We start from the raw sequence: 19502 nt of genomic DNA, 5'->3' as shown, positions 1-19502 counted from the left end.
CTTTAATAAATTTATAATATGCACGAATTTGGAATTACCCAAAATATTGTGGCAATTGTGACTGAACACGCCAAAGGCGCAAAAGTGCAGCGAGTTTTATTAGAAATTGGCAAACTTTCAGCCATTATGCCCGACGCTATCCGATTTTGTTTTGATATTTGCACTCAGGGTACAGTTTTAGAAGGGGCGACATTAGAAATTTTAGAAATTCCAGGTTTAGGGAGATGTCGGCAATGTGGTGCAGAAGTTTATTTAGATAAACCGTTCGGAATATGTAACTGCGGTAGCGTGCAATTAGATTTAATTACTGGTGAAGAACTTAAAATTAAAGAAATAGAAATAGAGGAATTATGTGTGTAACCTGCGGTTGTTCTGATGATGGCGAAACTAAAATTACCAATCTAGAAACAGGTGAAGCTGAACATAACCACCATCATCATACTCATACTTTACCAGATGGTACTGTCATCACTCACTCCCACAGTCATGACACTCATATAGAAGCGCCTCAAATTCATGCCAAAATACACAACACAACAATATCTTTAGAACAAGATATATTAGCAAAAAATAACCTGCTAGCTGCCCAAAATCGGGGATGGTTTAAAGGTCGTAATATTCTTGCTTTAAATTTAATGAGTTCTCCCGGTGCTGGAAAAACAACTCTTTTAACGCGAACTATCAATGATTTAAAGCATCAATTATCTATTAGTGTCATTGAAGGCGACCAAGAAACTGCTAACGATGCTAAAAAAATTAAAGAAACTGGTTCTAAAGTCATCCAAATAAATACTGGAACAGGCTGTCATTTAGATGCCTCAATGATAGAAAGAGGTTTGCAACAACTGAATCCGCCACTAAACTCAGTTGTGATGATTGAAAATGTCGGAAATTTAGTTTGTCCAGCCTTATTTGATTTGGGAGAACAGGCAAAAGTCGTGATTCTCTCAGTCACGGAGGGAGAAGATAAGCCGCTAAAATACCCGCATATATTCCGTGCAAGTGATATCATGATTCTCACTAAAATCGATTTGCTACCTTACCTGCAATTTGATGTTCAAAAGTGCATAGAATATGCTCAAGAAGTAAATCCCAAAATTCAGATTTTTCAGGTTTCTGCAACTACTAGTGCTGGGTTAGAAAATTGGTATGCGTGGCTATCTGAAAAGATAACAAACTTGTCAGCACTAATTTCTTCTCGCTTGAAGGATACCTAATTTTGTTAACGAACCGCATTCCCGCAGCGTCTCGTTAGAGAAGGAAGAGAAAGTTAATTTTAAAAACCTATGTAACTCTTCTAAAATTGCAACACCCTGCACTTTAAAAGTACAGGGTGTAAAACAGCTATATTTTGTGTGATTCCCAATTCTGGCCTATTTACCTCAAAGCCAATCTCGATAAGCAGATATTTCATTTACGCTGATTTCAAACGGCGTCCCCTTCCCAAATGGCGGATAAACGCGGATTTTGCCATTGCTAGCAAACCGCTCTAACCTATTACCTAACTGGGGAATATTGCTGACAATATGCCAGTAAGATACTAAGTCAGGGCAGTCAATAATTAATGTGAGGATGTTAGCATTTGTTGTCAGATACCACTGACAATTAGATAACAGTACTCGTGTAATACGATCGCAAGCTAGATAAAAGCATCTACCAGTAGACTGTTCTAGCTCCATTTGCAGCATTCCATCCTCTTTAGTTACCTCAGCGGGAGGTAAATCATCGGGAGGAAGCAAGTATAGTTTAGAAGACATAATTTCGCACCTCTTGGTTGTAGCGCGTCAAACTGTCCAGGTTTTTTTGCAAATCCGCAGACGAGGGTTTGAGTGCTAGCGTACCTAAATTTAATTCGTCCTGAAATTTCTTGATTCTGTCTCGACAAGTCTCCACATCACCGATAATTGAATTCTCAATCAAATAATCTTCATCGAAACAAATATTTGTGCGGTCGAATGGTTTTTGGTTGGGATTCGCACTATTTTGCAATACTTCAGCCGAATTAGCTTTCATTTTCTGGCTAAATTTGCGAACGAAAGGTAACGCTTCACTCACCGCCTCATCGTATGTTTTGCCAACAAAAAAGAAGCGTGCCAGCACTAAGTTTTCCGCACCACTAGAATTTAAGGCTCGATATTTGGTAACAGTATCCTTCAATCTCTCTAGGGAAAATGGCGGCCCACCCATCAAGCTGAAGGAATGTTTAGCAGCCAACTCGATACCATCATCGCCGCCAGTGGCAACATACACTGGTATTTGACTTTGCAATGGTTTTGGGTAAATCGTTAAGCGATCGCATTGATAATATCGCCCATTAAATGATACATCAGTTTCATATAAGAGCTTTTGAATCAGTGCGATCGCCTCTAGCATCTTGGGGCGGGATTCACTTGGTAGGGTCGCAAAATGCTTATTTTGTTGAGGAAAGGGGCCGCCTTTGGCAACTCCAAATAATAATCGTCCATTGCACAAGTTATCCAAAGTGGCAATATCTTCCGCCACCCGAATCGGGTTATGGAATGGCAGCAACACCGCCGCAGTGCCTAATTGGATAGTTGAAGTCAATCCCGCCAAATGCGCCATTAACACCAACATAGACGGGCTGAGATTAGATTCACTAAAATGGTGTTCGCTCACCCACGCTTCCTCAAAACCTAAGCTTTCTGCCTGTTTTACCAGTGCAACTTGCTCAAAGATGGCACGACGAGCATCTTGGTGAAAATTATCGTAATTGCAGAAAATTCCAGTTTTCATTACTTGCGTTGATACTTTGTATTCACCGTAGGTGCTGATTATTCTAGTGGTCGATAGGTTTGTAGTAAGCACTTTAGTGCTTAAATCTTTGAGGAATAAAGTCCTCTCTACAAAAGAATTTACCCCTCTCAATTAATGCGATGAATCACTAAGTTGCAACCCACTGCAACTCCAACCATAGACGTGGGTTGTTCTCTTTGACCTTCGACATCGGATCGCGCAATAGTCGCTTGGCATTCATACAGACAACCTGGATTAAACCCATGTTGTCTGCTACTTCTCTGAGTATTTCTTTTTGAGCTTGCACGCAGGAAATCATTTCGTCAGAGCAATAAATTCCTATATATTGCAAACGTCTAGCAGGTCGTCCCCAAAAACAGGTGATGACTTTCACATAACACCCATCCAGCAATTCTCCAACTTGCGGGTAGTAATGGTTGACGACTCTTGTGAATTCTTTGGCTAAGATATCTTCAGCAATCATTGGAACTGATATTTCTGTAGCGTCCATCACGCTATTTAATATAACATAATTTTATCAATTAAAGATGACAAAATAGCTTATTAAGCTTAAATAAAACCTTAAATATTACATAAAAAAAGAGGTGTACCTCATTTGGCATCACCTCAGATTTGCGTAAAGCATCTTTATATTAAAAATTCGTAATTCGTAATGATATTAGCAGACTCGCCAACGTAATTATGTTATACATAGATTAGGATTTCAACCCTAACCATAATAAATAGTACAACTGTTAGAGGTCACTGACTCTAAGTCTTAATTTAATTACGAATTACGAATTACGAATTACGAATTATTGTTGAATTCCAAGTTTTGAATTTTAATTATTAGCGAGCATTGCGTTCGCAAACTAAGACCTCTGCGATAATTTCCGGCACATTTACAAAGTCCGTAAATCCTTCAGAACCCCGTATTGGTGAAATAAATGTATAGTTTGGATCGCACGCTCCAGTGTCATATACTTGAATAAACCACCGATCGGGAAATCCTTCTATACCTAGTTCCACAGTGTACCAACTCTCGCCAATCAGACGAGAGTTAAAGATTGTAAACCACTCTCTGTTTTCTTCTGAAATATTCCAATCTGCCATCAGCAGTTCTAAAGCTATTTGTCCTGCATCCGTTGAAGTCAACAGCATTTTTACTCCTTACTTGCAACTTCAGTATTTGCAACTTCAGTACTGGGAACTTCCGGGTATAAACCTAATTCTTTAGCTAGTTCACGCGCCACAAAAAATAAAAATTTGGCACCATCTTGATTGCCTTCATGGGCAAACATAGTAGCTACTTGTAACATTGTTTCTACTAAACCGGAATCAATCAATTCAGGTTTAGATTCCAAAATTTCTGGTTCTTGACCATTAGGACATCTAAGTAACTCATCAATCAGATTAAAATACAAGCTTTGACGTTGTTCTTGCTCTGTCATGGTAATTTTCTTGATTTTAGTAAATTGTGAATAAGTTACTGTTCGATACTTTGGTGCCACAGCCTTTCCAACATTTCAACTTGTTCTTTTAAAACAGCAGCACGATGAACTAGATATCTGTCGTAAAAAAGAATCCCTAACCCAACACAAATCGGGGTTAACAAGAAGAACCATTGTAGGATAGTGGCAAATTTATATTGTTCAGCAACAGCAAGCATTTGATGAACCACATTACGATCGGAGGATTGAATGTTAGTCTGAGGGGAATGTGTACCCTCTGTTTGGGGAGCCAAGGCGGGAGCATCTGTAGTTGTGTTGTTAACTTCGTAAGCTAAATTCTGAGATTTTACTAACTCCAAATGTCGCTCCCAAATTATGCCAAATACTACTAGTCCTGGTGAAAGCACTGCTAAGGTAACGACGCAAACTGTAAGAACATTTAAAAGTTTGGCTTTCATCTTGGCTCTCCCTTGCTAGGTAGTATGCACCCAGTAAGAAAATATCTTTTGCTGTTTATCTAAAGTAGTTATATAATTTCTACCTCTCAAACAGTTTTGATATTAAAATATGTGTAATCGGTAATTTTTACAATCATTAGTTGCCAGTTATTTTTCTCGTCACTACTGACTACTTACTAATAAAAAGTTACCACCCTTTTCACAAAACATAGGATTATTCAGTCAGAAAGAACGCACTTAGATTCGGGAATCTGTTTTCCTCTTACTCTCAAAAGGGAGATTAAGAAGTCCCCCCTAGTTCACTAAGCTTTCGCTCCGGAATGTTGGGGGGTAGAGGGGAATCTCTGCGTAAATCCTATACGATTTATATCAGCCGCTCTCCACCAAACAGTTTACCCCAGCCCTGTTAAGATTATTAAATTCATTAGAATAGTACTCAAAGCCTATAATCCATATCTGATAAGTCTTATAAAAATTCATTGGGGTATGGGTGCTAGTGTTTTTCGGACGGGGTTCTAGTATTTTCGAGGTGGGGTTCTGGCGTTTTTGCACTCAATCTCAAAGCAATGTAGGCAATGGTTAAAGACTGTTTTAGATGCAATTTGGGACTGACAAAATCTGCACTCAAAAGAAAATATCAATGTCTCTTGATAAAGATAGACCAATAAATTAGGAAAATCAATTAAATATTTTGAAAGTAAATTATATTTTCAAATAAAATAGAAAATAATGAAAAAAACATTCATATATACAGAATTATAAAAACTGAATCTCAACCCAAGAGACAATAGCCAGCAATTCCAAATGGTAAACTAGAAGAATGGTAAGCTAGCCTCTTATAAAGTGAGAATCAATGGGAATATCTCATAAAAGTTCTTCCTAAACTTTCATATTTTGTGGTTTAGTTAGAATACATAGTATATGCACTCATTGACATTAAACGGCAAAATAAATACATCAAAGCTTATTGTTATAAGTAAATACTCTGTACTAAGATTTAGGATTTTAGGGGTTAAATAATGCGGATTGCTCAAGACATAACAGAACTAATTGGACGAACTCCTTTAGTTCAACTGAACAAGATTCCTCAAGCTGAGGGAGTAGTTGCAAGAATAGTTGTTAAATTAGAAGGCATGAACCCAGCAGCTTCGGTGAAAGACCGCATTGGGTTAAGTATGGTACTCTCGGCAGAAGCCGCTGGCTCAATTTCCCCAGGAAAGACCATTTTAGTTGAGCCTACTTCCGGTAATACAGGAATTGCTCTAGCAATGGTAGCAGCAGCGCGTGGCTACCGTTTGATTTTGACCATGCCTGAGACTATGAGCCAAGAACGACGCGCTATGCTCAGGGCTTATGGTGCTTCTTTGGAGTTGACACCAGGCGCTGAGGGAATGCGGGGAGCAATTCGCAAAGCTGAAGAAATTGTGGCTAAAACTCCTAATGCTTTTATGCTGCAACAGTTCCGTAACCCTGCGAATCCCAAAGTTCACCAGGAAACCACCGCTGAAGAAATTTGGACAGATACAGACGGGGAAGTAGATATCGTCATTGCTGGGGTAGGTACTGGTGGGACGATTACTGGGATTGCCGAAGTACTTAAGCAACGCAAAGCGACTTTTAAAGCGATCGCAGTTGAACCCAGCAACAGTCCAGTCCTCTCTGGTGGTGAAGCCGGGCCACATAAAATTCAAGGTATTGGGGCCGGATTTATCCCAGATGTTCTCCGCCTAGAATTAGTTGATGAAGTAATTCGAGTCAGCGATGAACAAGCGATCGCTTATGGGCGACGTTTGGCAAAAGAAGAAGGCTTATTGTCTGGAATATCCTCTGGTGCAGCTTTGTGTGCCGCAATTCAAGTCGGTAAACGTCCAGAAAATGCCGGACGTTTAATCGTGATGATTCAGCCTTCCTTTGGCGAACGTTATCTCAGCACACCCATGTTTCAAGATTTGTCTTTAGAAACTGCTGGCGCGCGTTAAGCAAATAGGGGGACAAGAGAGCAACGAATCATCTCTGTCCTTCTCATTTGGCTCTTACATAAATTAATACAACTTACTTTTTGAGTTACCTTTTGAGGTGCGATCGCAGCCCATATTACGTTATTAGTGCTTCTAACTCTTTGACACTCCCACAGATGCGTAAATATTGCTACGCTCATTTCCCCTAAAAAGCCGTGGGATGCTTGTGCGGAATTTGCCTCTGTCGGGTTGCCCCTATTACAGGTCTTACAGTTCATGCCTACCCAATTATAGATATAGTGCTTCTGGGTTGAGTGCAATACAGACCTAACAAAAACAGCCCTTACCCTGACAAAAAGATTTATTTTATCGAAACTCTTGCTGTCTCGGTGGGTAAAGATTAACATATCTGTGGGCAGAGGCAATATCTCGTTAAATCAACCATAACAATAGTGAAAACCTTGCGCTGTCTATTTTTAATCTTGTTTAGCAGCAGTTAAACTTATCTGCATATAGTGACTTAAGACCATTACCTGCTAGGTTATAAATCAAGCACACACTATACTATAGAAAATTTAGTCAAAATTCTTTACAGCTTTAAAATCAGAGGTATCAATGATTATAACTAATTTTAGTAAACAAAGCAATGAATTTAAGGAACCTAAAGTACTCAAAGCGAAACCACATTGGCAAGGGCAAAATTTGAGCGATACTGCTGTCAAAGGTAAAGATACCAAGATGCGAGATCCTGCACCTGATAGTTTGATTTTGAATAACTTAAATCGTGGTCGAGTTGCTATTTTTATTGATGGCTTAAGCCTCTTCCATACAGCCTTACAACTCGGCATAGAAATTGACTACGTTAAATTGCTTTGTCATTTAACCAGCGGTTCCAGACTATTGCGTGCTTTTTTCTATACTGGGGTTGATATCAGTAATGAAAAGCAACAGGGTTTTCTATTGTGGATGCGTCGTAATGGCTATCGTGTAGTGGCAAAGGAACTGGTTGTACCAGCAGAGAATTTCAAAAAATCAAATCTGAATGTAGAAATTGCTGTAGACATGATAACTTTAGCTCCTTACTATGACACAGCTGTTTTAGTCAGTGGCGATGGAGATTTAGCTTATGCGGTGAACGCTGTCAGCAGAATGGGGGTTCGGGTAGAAGTAGTTAGTCTGCAAACAACGACTAGTGAAAGTTTGATTGATGTTGCTGACTGCTTCATTGACCTCGATAGTATTAAAACACACATTCAAAAAGATTCTAATCTTGGCTATAGTTATCGCACAGCGTCAAATTCAAACCTTTAATTAAAAAGAGGCGGAGAGTGGGAGACACAGGGACGCGGTTAAAGATATCTCTGTCTCTCCGTGTCTTCGCTCTGCCCATTTTGCTCGACCCTATATTCAGATGGATATTTTAATAGTTGAAGATGAACCAGAAATTGCTCGTTTAATCGAACTCTCTTTAGAAAAAGAAGGATTTTTTTGTCGTACTAGCCGCGATGGTATGAATGCTTTGCGGATGTTTCAAGAGCAACCACCGGATTTAATTATTTTAGATTTAATGATTCCTGGTTTGGATGGGTTGGAAGTTTGTGCCCGAATTCGCCAGAAACCAGGTGCAAAAGATCCTTATATTCTAATGCTGACTGCTAAGGGTGAAGAAATCGATCGCGTCATTGGTTTGTCTACTGGTGCTGATGATTATATGGTCAAACCCTTTAGCCCCAGAGAGTTGGTAGCTAGGGTGCGGGCACTATTACGGCGTAGCCTTCGCCAAGGGGGACAACATCAAGTCAATCGTACCCAACACTTTATTGTTGATGTAGACCAGCGCACTGCCAGTCGCCAGATGAATTCTCAAGAAGTTGAAATTTTGGACTTAACTACCCTAGAATTTAACTTGCTAACCACCTTTGTCAGTAATCCTGGTCGAGTTTGGAATCGCACTCAACTAATTGATAAACTTTGGGGAGATAATTTTTTTGGCGATGAACGAGTGGTAGATACTCATGTAGCTCGGTTGCGAAAAAAGATTGAACCCGATCCGGCAAATCCGACTTTTATTAAAACTGTTGTTGGGGTGGGCTATAAATTTGAAGATCCTTTGGTAGCGTAAATGTTATGAAGATGGGGCTGAGAGGGCGCCTATTTTTCTCCCACTTAGTAGTAATGATTGTGGGGGTAGCTAGTCTGGTGAGCATTAGCAAAATTTCTTCCCCCCGCTTATTTGTCTTACATTTGGAAGGATTAGAAAATCAGGGGTTCGACTTAATCGATGTCCGTGCTGAATTGGTTACAGGATTTGAACTTGCTTGGCAGCGCAGCACTCTTTGGTCAGTCTTAGTCGGTACTACCGCCGCTGGAGGATTGAGTTACTGGGTTTCCAGACGGATTATGCAGCGATTGACCGAGATGGAACAAATCACCCAAAAATTTGCTGCTGGTCAAATGGATGCACGACTACCTGTATCTGATATTCCAGAACTTAGTGGATTGAGCAGTAGTTTCAACCGAATGGCTGCCAGTTTAGAAGGCGTAGAAGCGCGGCGGCGAGAAGTAATTGGAGATATGACCCATGAATTACGAACACCATTAACTGTGGTGCGCGGTTACTTGGAGGAACTGGCTGATGGAGAAATTGAAGCGTCTCCTGAAATCTATCGGCGTTTAGCGAAAGAAACTCGGCGCTTAGAGCGGTTGGTGAACGATTTACAAGAATTATCTAAGGCAGAAGCTGGTTATCTACCAATTAATATCCAACGGGTAAATTTGCGTCCGTTGTTAGAGTCATTAGTGGAGAAATTTACCGACCAATTATTAGAAGATGGGCCAGTTATGCTCTTGCAATGTCCATCTATGCTACCTCCTGTATTGGCAGATATTGACCGTACAGAACAGGTATTGGTTAATCTACTAGGTAATGCAGTCCGTTATACAAACGAAGGTTCAATTACCATTACTGTTGGGATTGACGCATCTCAACTCTGGATTGCGGTTAGTGATACAGGCATTGGTATCGCTCCAGAAAACTTGCCTCATGTGTTTGAGCGCTTCTGGCGAGCTGACCAATCGCGCGATCGCCATTCGGGAGGTACTGGTATTGGTTTAACTATTTCCCGCCGTTTGATTGAATTACAAGGCGGTCAAATTCAGGTAGAAAGCAAATTGGGAGTTGGTAGTACGTTTCGGTTTTTTCTGCCTTTGGCTTGAGACAAAACCTTGAGTTCCGAGGGATTGACACAAGGTAGTCATGGCTGTGTCATACCCAATTGCTAATTTGAAAGTATCCAAAATTCTAGCTTATTGATGAATGCCAGGATTTTAGAAATGCATAGAGTGTAACATTATGTCTACTTTTATTTTGGCTGCTTTTTTGGTTAGTTTACTCAGTGCTTCGGGTTATGCTGCGATCGCCTACCTGTTCCCTCAAAATCGTTCCCAAGACTAAATAATTCGTAATTCGTAATTCGTAATTCGTAATTGAATTCTTAACTACAAAATACGAATTAGTAATTAGTTAATCTCCTTTCGCAATAATTCTGGAATTTGAGAAGGGCGTTCTGCTACTGTCACTTCTGCTTCTTTTAAAGCAGCTAATTTACTTTGAGCTGTGCCAAAGTTAGGATCGCGTCCGATAACTGTTGCTAAAGTCCCGGTTTGACGCCAACTTTTTCCTGGTGGTGCTTGTCTACCTGCAATGTAGGCAATTACTGGTTTATCAATTGCCTCAGCAATGTATCGCGCTGCTGCTTCTTCACTACCACCACCAGGTTGACCGACTAAAACGATCGCTTGTGTGGTTTCATCTTCATCAAGAATTTGCAGCCATTGCAAAAATGAGGAACCGACGATCGCATCACTACCAATACTGACGCTAATCGACTGCCCTAAACCTGCTTTTGTTAATTCGTAGGCAATTTCGTAGGTGAGGGTGCTGCTACGACTAACGATCCCCACTGTTCCAGGGGTATAAAATTCGCTGGGTTGAGTTCCTAAGAGAATCTTTCCCGGTACGATGATCCCCGGACTATTTGGCCCGATTACCAAAGTTTCACAAGCTTCGGCTTTGCGTAGTAATTGCACCATATCCAAAGGCGGCACGCCAGCAGTAATAATAATAATCTGGCGAATCTTAGATGCGATCGCTTCTAATGCTGCATCTAATACGTCGTAAGGATCTACACAAATAATTGTCGTGTCAATCGCCCCAAATTGTTCTATTACCTCCTCTACTAAATCAAATACTGGCAGTCCATACAATTCCTGTCCGCCGCATCCAGGATTAACACCAGCTACCAAATTTGTGCCATAAGCTTTCATTTGAGCAACATGAGTGCTTGATATAAATTCACAAAAGCCTTGAATTAAGACTTTACTTTCTGGTGTTAGGTTCATAAAAAATTACCGTAAATTTGGCAACCCAGTGCCTTAAAGCACTGGGCATAGAAACAACACATTTATAGTGTCGTATTGATTCAATTTTTACTGAAATTTCCAAAATTAGTCTGGAGGCTGAGTGTTCCAAAAGTCAGAAAACGCGCCTCTAGATAGGAATATTCAGTTTGAATGTACTATATAATTTAGTTCCAGAAAGCAAAGCTGTACTTGATTTGAGTATCAAATTTAACAATTTATACCCGACGGTAAAAACTAATAATTTTTGATTTTTGAATTGGAACAAAATGACATTCACTATCTTTTATTAGCCGTTGGTTTAGCAAGGAGAACTGCTGCTGCCACAGCCTCATCTAAATTTTCTACCACGACGAGCGCATCGGTGTGGGTTTTTAGTGTCGTCAAATATTTTCTCGCAGTGTTAAATTCGGAACCCGCAAGACGGACAACTAAAGATGGAAAATTAAGCTGTCGCCGAACCTTACTACCATTAGAACGTACAACCTGTGATTGAAGTTCGCTGTTGTCTTGCTGCACAACTCTAGCTATAACTTCAGCCACTTCCTCAGTTTGCGGAATACTACCCAGAAAGTTAATTAGTATTACTTGAATGCTTTTATCAGCCTCCAGCATTTTCAAACCTGTTTCTAGGCGATCGCGGAAGGTAGTTGGTGTAGTATCTGTAAGGAAAGCATGACGTAGATTCAAACAAACACCTGGATTGCCACCAGCATTGGCAACTAAATCTAAAGTTGCCATCACTGAACCAGTACCATTACCTAAAATACCGATTTTTCCATGCATTTGCACACCATCCCAGTCACCCAAAATACCGTTAATTTCACTAGTGGTATGACGACTGATAATTTTTGCTGCCATCTCGGCGAGATCGGGATGACGCTTGATCGCCCGTTCGTTGACCCTGACTTTACCATTAAGGGCCATAACTTGACTAGTAGTACTGACTGCCAAGGGATTAATTTCGACTAAATCCAGGTCTTTTTGGACAAATAAGTGGTACATCTTCTCCACAACGCTGCTTACCGACTGCATCAGCGTTCCTTGCAAACCCATTTTCAAAGCCAATCGTCGAGCATAAAATGGCGAAAATTCCTGCTCCACGACAACGTAGTGCATTCTTTCCCCAGCAGATTCCCAATCAATGTCTGCTTCTTTGCAACCTAAAAGTACCGGTCGGCAGGCAGCAGTATCTAAAACTACTGCTAGATAAAATTCTTGGTTGGCGTCGTATTTAGATTCTGCCAGCACAACTTCCGGCAATTCACCCCATATTGGTAAACTAAAGATATTTTGAGCTGCTGCGATCGCATCAATAGTCGTTTGGGCAAACCTGACTCCACCAGCTTTTGCCCGTTCCGCCCCGTGGACTTGAGATTTCAGTACAATTGGAAAGCGAATTTTTAACCTTTTCAAATCTGTAGGATGGTCAATTCGTTGGGAAGGCAATACCGGAATGCCTATCTTCGCAAACCATTCTTTAACTTGGTACTCTAATAAATCCATTGATACACCTTGTATTGACACTTTCCAAGATTTTGGTTATTCCTGTCTTGATATTTTGCAGCTATAAAAACTTATTTTTCACGGATCAATTTTATCGAATTGAGCAAATGAAGCATATTAATTTTGATAGTCAACTTGTTTGTGCCAGAGCCACAACACATAATTAATCTCCTCAGCAAGTTTCCCAGCATAGAAGATAACTAGCTTTTTTGTCAAAACACTCTGACATAGCATCGTTTTCTTAACCTTTAGATAATTTGGTAAAAATTGCTCTGCAACTAGAATTTCGCAAAGCAGTAGCTTTTGTGAATTTAATTATCGCAAAGTAATGCAGTGAAAATACTCAAACCTTCTATTATTCCCATTTTTTATTTGTAATTTATATCTGAAGACAGATTATTTAATTTTGCATCTAGCGCTGTAAAAATGTATTGTTACGAACAATATTTACTTTTTTAATTTTTGGTGAAAAGTCAGAATTTGTGTTAGAAAGTTGGTCGTTCAGATTCTCAGGCTGTGGTTGGTTAAATTGTGCATTTGCATTCAACAAACCTAAAAAGTTCATTTCATCCCCTTAAAGATAATCAAAACAATATAGAAGTTCAGCGGGAAAGCTGTATGAAAGTAGCAGTCCAGCAAGAAGATTTACAGCTTTTAGCCAAAACTTTGCAAGAACAATTACTTGTAGAAGTCTCAACGGCTGAAGTCTTCGAGGTTAAGTGCGTCGTCAATAAAGGCGAGCTAATGATTTTAACGCAACATGCGTCAGATGTAATCGTTGACGCTCAACTAATTTTTGCAGTCATTGAGGAGGTACTTCAGTCTCTAGCACCCCAGAAAGAACAGCGGGTGCAATGTTTCCTCAGAGTTTTTGGCGAACAACTCCCTTATACTAAATGTTTCTTGGCATTGAAGCCGACGGGGGGATGGGTAACAGGGGGAGATGAGGAAGTACGAGGAGATGAGGAAGTAATATCCCCCTCATCATCTCTGACATATTCTCCATTAATCAATGAGAGCGAAGAAGAAAAAGAAGAAGAACTCTTTGACCCGTTTGCAGATGTGCCGAATTTGTCGGCTTCAAAGCCAGGATTCCAGGTCAAACCTATCCTACTGGGTGCGGCATTGCTGGGAATTATAGTTTTAGGCGGTGGTGCTTACTTATTGACTCGCCCTTGCGTGATGTCTGAGTGTAAGGAAATACAAAACGCCAAGCAATTAAAAACAAAATCTCCGCAACTCATGCGCCGCGCTAAGTCTGAAAAAGAATTAGTAGCTGTACAACAGCAACTTGCAGCAGCCAGCACAGACTTGAATGTAATTCCTAGTTGGTCGCCTCGTTACCAGCTGTCACAGGAACTAAAAGCAAGTTTGTCTGGACGAGCAGAAAAAATCAATCAGGTGGTCAAAGCTTTGCAGACAGCATCTTTGGCGACACAAAAAGTTCAAAATCCAGCATCTAGCTTAGAAGAATTACAAACTAGGCAACACTTATGGCGACAGGCTATAGCGCCACTAGAAAGTATAAGTTCCAGTAGTGAACTCTATGGGCTGGTGCAGGGTAAATTACTGAATTATCGTGTCCGTTTGCACGCTGTAAATCAACAGATATTTATTGAGGAAAAATGGCTGAAAAAACTAACGGCGGCAAAAGTTGTAGCCGTTGCAGCCGAGAAGCGGGAAGCTGCCGCTAAATCCTTGAATGACTGGCAAAAGGCGCAGTCTACTTGGCTGGTGGTAATTAATGCCTTGAATACCATTCCCCGAAATAGCGTTGGATACCAAGAAGCCCAAAAGCTGTTGGTAGATTATAAACCTAAGTTAGTATTAGTACGCGATCGCGCTACTAAAGAACAATTAGCTGTTAAAACCTACCAACAGGCCCTTAGCACTGCCAAGCAAGCCAAAGTTTATGAACAACAAAAACAATGGCAAGCAGCGGCGATATATTGGGAGCAGGCTTTGCAAACTGCTAAAAAAGTTCCCCAAGATAGCTTGTACTACACTCAGGCTCAGTCTCTCATCGAACCCTATTCAGCTACGCTCAAACAAGCACAAGAAAAACTACAAGTTGTTAGTAGTTTGCAACAAACCCGTACTGACTTAGATAAGACCTGTATTAATGGAATTCGGATTTGCACCTTTAGCATAGACAATGCAGAAATTATTGTCCGACTAACCCCTGAATATGACCAAATAAGGCAAAATAACTTGGCTAGTCCTTATTCTAAGAATTCGGATACTGCTGTTGATGTTACCAATCATTTGCAAATCTTACGCGAAGCCTTAGCCGTAATTGGTGAAAATGCCAATCTATCCCTTTTTCTTTATGATTCCCAAGGTCAGGTAATTTATACGCGGACTTTAGGCGGGTAAGTAGCATCCCCAGTGAAGTATAAAGGATGAATTGTACATTAACTAATTATTTGTCAATTTAACAAAATATTGTCACAGCATTTCAAATACCTAAAACCCTGACATAGTAAGGATTATGTCAGGGTTTTTCCTATTTAAGGAAAATAGCGATCGCATCAGTGGGTGAAGATAACAGATTTTAGACAATAACTTCACAATAAAGCCAAGCAGCTGGTCAACAATTGGGTGATATTCCCATTGGTACTGAAAACTTGCAGATTTTAAAGCGGGCGATGGGACTCGAACCCACGACGTTCACCATGGGAAGGTGACATTCTACCACTGAATTACACCCGCAGATTGCTAACATAAACTTAGTACTCAAATAAAATATACCATTATTTGCAGCTGTTTTCAATTGCCTAGAACATACACTACTCTGGCAAATACTGATGCATGAGTCATGCGGCTGTTCAGATCGGAAAATCTTTTTCGCTAGCTGATGACGGCACTTACTACCATATTTAACTAAAGAACAATGTCCTCGCCTCGCTCCGTGAAGCGAACCTCTTTAATATTCCATTGAGCATTACTCGTTAAAGTTTTGCGGAGACTGCCAAACAGAGCAAACTGTTCACAACTAGAAAGAGAAGTTATTTGCCGCTTTGACTCAGGAGATATGCGTAAATCAACTGTAGCAATGCCATTTTTAATGTTGACACGATACCCAGACAAGCTAAAGTCGCTTGTATCTCGTTTTTCTAAGATTTTACTCACGACATTTGTCACTGGTTCCTCAGCTGGTACTGAAATCTTTTCTGGAATGAGTTTTTGACACTGGGTATCACTTGTGTATAGTGTTACGGTAGTTGTTTTGGCAGTTGCAACCTTAGAAGTTGGTGAGGAAGGCGTATTTTCTTTAGAAGATTCTTGATTAGGAGATTTTTCTCTCAACTGAGCTACGCTAGGAATTTGGCTGGGAGACTGAGAAGGTAGGCTATTCGTTGGTGCTGGTGCTGTGGTAGGGTATGACGTTGCGCTGTCAATATTACCTGCGGTAGGGTTAGAACTACAACTACCGAGGCTCACAACCATTGTCACAAAAATAGGGGGTAAAAAATATCTCTTGATTGTGTTCATAGATTTTGCTTATAAATAATGTTGTTGTTATCGATTTCAGTGTCCTGGTATCAATTCCGCATAAATTTGTGAATATTGAGCCAGTCTATAAAGTGTCAACCCAAAATATTTTAAAGTCAATTTTTATACTAAATACCAAAATTGCAACATTTGCTATTCAAGGAGTCATGTCTGAGAAAAAGCCACTTTGTGTCTACGTTAATCCCAAAAAGCTTGACTAAAACAATTAGAGATACAATAAACCAGAGAATTACTGCAACCAGTAGCACTGCATCTGCGCTTGCTGCTTGTGCTAAATAAATTTGGCAAGAGTAAAATCAACTCCTTGCAGAGTAAGGGGAAGTCATACTGCCTTAGAAAAACTTGTGCTTTGAGATTACTGATTAAAAGCAAATTACTAGTTTTCACTACTTTTTTGCTTCGTCAATTGTTGCACTAATAATTGCACTCCCAAAGCCAACAAACCAATTGCCACTATAGCAAAAATCCCGCTACCTAAAGCAACTACACCAACAACCAGAGTGCGGACAGCAGAAGAAATCTTCACCACCAATGGATTGATTGAATGGATCGGTTTACTAGCAAAATTTGTCGCGATCGCAATCATCAGCGAATACGCTGCAAATCCCATTCCTCCAGAAATCACTGCCCCAGTAAAACAGCGTAATGGACTAGCTGTCACCTGTTCTTTAGCATCTGTTTGCGGCGTTAGATTTTGGTCATTCATAATATTTAGATTTTAGATGTTAGATTTTGGATTGGAGCATTAGGAATAATTATTGTCATTTAAATTGCATCTTTGCGTTTTTTTGGAGATTTGAAATATGCCACTTAAAAGCTCATTTATCAGCTTATTGCCCATACTCCATTAACAATAAAGATTTATTTAAACTGAAGATGCCACCTGAATACCATGTGTAATTGTCCGAGTCACAAACAATTCTAAGTCTTCATCAAGAATTGCTTCCCTGACTTGCAGTTTCACTTGCTCTGCCTGCTGCTGAGACTCAACAAGAGCAAAAACTGTTGGCCCAGAACCAGACATCATTGTTCCTAAAACGCCTTCCTGATTAGCAAATACTTCTCGCAACTGTAAAACTTGGGGATAGGCTGGCAATACCACGCGCTCTAAATCATTGTGCAGTTTTTGGGCAATTTCTCTTGTATTTTTATCCAGGATCGCTTTTACTATTTTTCCTGAATGAACTGCATTAGCACGTGCTGCCAAGTTGTCGCTATCTCTAATATAAGAATGACCAAACTGCTGTCGATAGGTTTTGTATGCCCAAGGTGTAGAAACTTCCAGACTGCGGTATTTCGCCAATACTATATGTAGGTTATCTAAACTCGGCAGGGGAGAAAGTTGCTCACCCCTACCTGTTGCGATCGCAGTTCCACCCGCCACACAGAACGGTACATCTGAACCGAGTCTACCTCCCAACTCCTCTAATTCTGACTGAGTTAGCCCCAACTTCCACAGTAAATCTATTCCCACCAACACAGCTGCTGCATTCGTCGAACCCCCAGCCAATCCAGCAGCTACAGGAATCTGCTTGTTGACGGTAATCTCCACACCCCCATATCTAGCAAAGGCTTCGGGAAATTGCCTCACCATTAATTCTGCTGCCCGGTATGCCAGATTACTTTTATCTGTCGGTACTTGTGGGTGGTTGCAGTGAACACGGATGTTGTCAGTGCTGATAGAATGCACATGAATTTGGTCTGCAAGCCCGATGCTTTGAAGTATCATAGCTAACTCGTGATAGCCATCGGGGCGATCGCCAATGATTTCCAGATACAAGTTGATTTTAGCAGGGGCAATTAGGCTGTAGGAACGCATTTTCTGGAAGTGGGCGAATGGGGAAGGTGGGGCCCCCTCTGGGGATAAGGGGTAATGGGGAATGAAGAAGGAGGAATGGGAAAAATATGCTTTATTTCCTACTCCCTAATTTCTACTCCCAATTCATTTGCTAAAATTACCCATTGCTGAACGCTGATGTCTTCGGCTCTAGCTTGGGGATTTATTTTTAATTGTTCCAGTAAGTGGCTCAAGCGATCGCGTTCTATAACAGATTGCAAATTATTTCGTAACATTTTGCGCTTGGCACCAAACCCCAATTTTAAGAAATTCTCTAATTGTCGGGGGTTAAACGCTGGTATTTCTATTTTTCGAGGGCGCAATCGCACCACTGCTGAATCGACTTTTGGCGGTGGATGGAATGCAGCGGCTGGGACTGTGCAGATTAACTCACACTCAGCCAAATACTGTACCCGCACACTCAAAGCCCCAAAAGCTTTTGAACCTGATTTAGCATATAACCTTTCTGCGACTTCTTTTTGTACCAGCAACACTATTGAGTCAAATGGTTCAGGATTGGGGTTAGCGATCGTACCCAGTAGTTTCTCAATGATTGGCCCTGTAATATTATAGGGAATATTGGCTACTACCTTATTTGGCTGTTGGAAATTGGGAAAGGCTGCCAGATAAGATGGTAAATCTAGAGTAAGAAAATCGCCTTGCAGCAGTAAAAAATTTTCATTCTTACCAAGTTGCTTTGACAACAGTTGGCATAAGTCGCGGTCTATTTCAACTGCAACCAGAGATTGCACTAAGGGTAATAAACGACGAGTCAGAATGCCGGTTCCAGGCCCAATTTCCAGGACGCGATCGCCTTCTGTACACTCAGCTGCTTTAATTATTGCGTCGAGCGCCTTTTCACTTTTGAGCCAATGTTGAGCAAAGACCTTACGCGGTCGGATCATCTGTATTTATTGCCTAGTCTAGTTTTTAGCTTTTTCTCAAAAATTCATTATAAATTTTGAAGCCCCTCTACAGCGCTAGACTCACTGTAACTCCTATCTTCTCCTCCAAACGCTCCACGAACGTAGTGATAGCGATCGCGTAGATGCCAATATCAGCTTCACCTGTAAGATGGGAGTCTTAAATCACAAGCTCCGCAACAATTATGCTCTTAATATTATGTATATGGTTAGTTCAGGCGTAAGAATTCCGGATAAATCCCTCCAGCAAGACTATTCCTGCCTTTTTCGATAATCACTCAACGTGAATTATTCACCCAGTCAGGTTTAGCCACTTTGTTTTTGCCCCCTCCCATTGCTTAAGGCATTCACTTGAAAGTAATGCCACTCAGGCGATTTGCCCTTTTAGGAAAAATAATAAATTTACCCCTTGACAAACTAGGGGATGACTAGTTACTCTAGTTAAGTCGGGAAGCAAAAAACGCAAACGACCGCTGAACCTAAAAAATATAATACTTTGAAAGCTTAAGAAAAAACCAATCCTCGTCAAAAGATTTTGCTTTTGGGATTTCCCAAAAATATAATCAAAATTAGTAACTAGGATTCTGGAAAATATTTTTTTCAGAGCCACAAACTCGAAACACAACAAAACGGAGAGTTTGATCCTGGCTCAGGATGAACGCTGGCGGTATGCTTAACAC

General features: G+C 40.5%; 19 protein-coding genes and 1 tRNA gene. 7 read left to right on the top strand and 13 right to left on the bottom strand.

All coding sequences use genetic code 11. The features are described from left to right. The first annotated feature begins 18 nt into the window (after positions 1–18). Positions 19–360, top strand: a complete 342-nt coding sequence (hypA, locus tag ACM0OX_RS25010; RefSeq protein WP_334843413.1) for a hydrogenase maturation nickel metallochaperone HypA — start codon at positions 19–21, stop codon at positions 358–360. Then, positions 351–1217, top strand: coding sequence for a hydrogenase nickel incorporation protein HypB (gene hypB / locus ACM0OX_RS25005; protein WP_414517608.1), 867 nt, complete (start codon positions 351–353; stop codon positions 1215–1217). The genes hypA and hypB overlap by 10 nt, the downstream gene beginning before the upstream one ends. 165 nt (positions 1218–1382) lie before the next feature. On the opposite strand, the gene ACM0OX_RS25000 is transcribed toward hypB, so the two are convergent. From ACM0OX_RS25000 to ACM0OX_RS24975, 6 genes are all read right to left on the bottom strand, one after another. Further along, a complete protein-coding gene (locus ACM0OX_RS25000) occupies positions 1383–1757 on the bottom strand; it encodes a hypothetical protein (RefSeq protein ID WP_414517607.1) in 375 nt (124 codons plus the stop codon). Beyond that, positions 1747–2754 (bottom strand): LLM class flavin-dependent oxidoreductase, encoded by a 1008-nt coding sequence (locus tag ACM0OX_RS24995; protein WP_414517606.1) that lies wholly within the window; start codon positions 2752–2754, stop codon positions 1747–1749. Before ACM0OX_RS24995 ends, ACM0OX_RS25000 begins: the two co-directional genes overlap by 11 nt. Positions 2755–2902: 148 nt before the next feature. Continuing rightward, positions 2903–3265, bottom strand: coding sequence for a hypothetical protein (locus ACM0OX_RS24990; RefSeq protein WP_069068421.1), 363 nt, complete (start codon positions 3263–3265; stop codon positions 2903–2905). Between the two features lie 338 nt (positions 3266–3603). Continuing rightward, positions 3604–3915, bottom strand: coding sequence for a hypothetical protein (locus ACM0OX_RS24985; protein ID WP_322697727.1), 312 nt, complete (start codon positions 3913–3915; stop codon positions 3604–3606). 2 nt (positions 3916–3917) lie between these two features. After that, on the bottom strand, positions 3918–4205 hold the full coding sequence (locus ACM0OX_RS24980) for a hypothetical protein (protein ID WP_414517605.1): 288 nt from the start codon (positions 4203–4205) through the stop codon (positions 3918–3920). 35 nt (positions 4206–4240) lie between these two features. Then, a complete protein-coding gene (locus ACM0OX_RS24975) occupies positions 4241–4663 on the bottom strand; it encodes a hypothetical protein (protein ID WP_414517604.1) in 423 nt (140 codons plus the stop codon). Between the two features lie 1019 nt (positions 4664–5682). Between ACM0OX_RS24975 and cysK the strand changes: the two genes are divergently transcribed. The 4 genes from cysK to ACM0OX_RS24955 all read left to right on the top strand — a co-directional run bounded on the left by cysK (position 5683) and on the right by ACM0OX_RS24955 (position 9837). Then, entirely contained in the window at positions 5683–6642 is a 960-nt protein-coding gene (gene cysK / locus ACM0OX_RS24970; RefSeq protein WP_414517603.1) for a cysteine synthase A, read from the top strand. 594 nt (positions 6643–7236) lie between these two features. Next, positions 7237–7932, top strand: coding sequence for an NYN domain-containing protein (locus ACM0OX_RS24965; protein ID WP_414517602.1), 696 nt, complete (start codon positions 7237–7239; stop codon positions 7930–7932). Between the two features lie 100 nt (positions 7933–8032). Continuing rightward, entirely contained in the window at positions 8033–8743 is a 711-nt protein-coding gene (locus ACM0OX_RS24960; protein WP_334822762.1) for a response regulator transcription factor, read from the top strand. Positions 8744–8748: 5 nt separating this feature from the next. Next, on the top strand, positions 8749–9837 hold the full coding sequence (locus tag ACM0OX_RS24955) for a sensor histidine kinase (protein WP_414517601.1): 1089 nt from the start codon (positions 8749–8751) through the stop codon (positions 9835–9837). 303 nt (positions 9838–10140) lie between these two features. Here ACM0OX_RS24955 and ACM0OX_RS24950 read toward each other — a convergent pair whose 3' ends face one another. Together ACM0OX_RS24950 and ACM0OX_RS24945 are read right to left on the bottom strand one after the other, a co-directional pair. After that, entirely contained in the window at positions 10141–11022 is an 882-nt protein-coding gene (locus ACM0OX_RS24950; RefSeq protein WP_414517600.1) for a succinate--CoA ligase subunit alpha, read from the bottom strand. Between the two features lie 297 nt (positions 11023–11319). After that, complete coding sequence (locus ACM0OX_RS24945; RefSeq protein ID WP_414517599.1) at positions 11320–12546, bottom strand: ATP-grasp domain-containing protein; 1227 nt, start codon at positions 12544–12546, stop codon at positions 11320–11322. A gap of 618 nt (positions 12547–13164) precedes the next feature. On the opposite strand from ACM0OX_RS24945, the gene ACM0OX_RS24940 reads away from it, so the two are divergent. Next, a complete protein-coding gene (locus tag ACM0OX_RS24940; RefSeq protein WP_414517598.1) occupies positions 13165–14922 on the top strand; it encodes a hypothetical protein in 1758 nt (585 codons plus the stop codon). 264 nt (positions 14923–15186) lie between these two features. Here ACM0OX_RS24940 and ACM0OX_RS24935 read toward each other — a convergent pair. The 5 genes from ACM0OX_RS24935 to rsmA form a co-directional block, all read right to left on the bottom strand. Next, a tRNA-Gly gene (locus ACM0OX_RS24935) sits at positions 15187–15258 on the bottom strand. A 171-nt stretch (positions 15259–15429) separates the two neighbouring features. Further along, positions 15430–16041, bottom strand: coding sequence for a sporulation/spore germination protein (locus ACM0OX_RS24930; protein ID WP_414517597.1), 612 nt, complete (start codon positions 16039–16041; stop codon positions 15430–15432). 397 nt (positions 16042–16438) lie between these two features. Next, on the bottom strand, positions 16439–16768 hold the full coding sequence (locus ACM0OX_RS24925; RefSeq protein WP_094353499.1) for a DUF3082 domain-containing protein: 330 nt from the start codon (positions 16766–16768) through the stop codon (positions 16439–16441). A gap of 159 nt (positions 16769–16927) precedes the next feature. Beyond that, positions 16928–17881, bottom strand: a complete 954-nt coding sequence (ispE, locus tag ACM0OX_RS24920; protein WP_414517596.1) for a 4-(cytidine 5'-diphospho)-2-C-methyl-D-erythritol kinase — start codon at positions 17879–17881, stop codon at positions 16928–16930. Between the two features lie 98 nt (positions 17882–17979). After that, positions 17980–18804 carry a 16S rRNA (adenine(1518)-N(6)/adenine(1519)-N(6))-dimethyltransferase RsmA gene (gene rsmA / locus ACM0OX_RS24915; RefSeq protein ID WP_414517595.1) on the bottom strand — a complete coding sequence of 275 codons (825 nt, stop codon included), beginning with the start codon at positions 18802–18804 and terminating at the stop codon, positions 17980–17982. Between the last annotated feature and the right edge of the window lie 698 nt (positions 18805–19502).

The organism is Nostoc sp. PCC 9305, from assembly GCF_963920915.1.
Classification (GTDB): domain Bacteria; phylum Cyanobacteriota; class Cyanobacteriia; order Cyanobacteriales; family Nostocaceae; genus Nostoc.
Note: the sequence above shows the minus strand (reverse complement) of the source record. Positions and strands in the feature narration are given on the sequence as shown.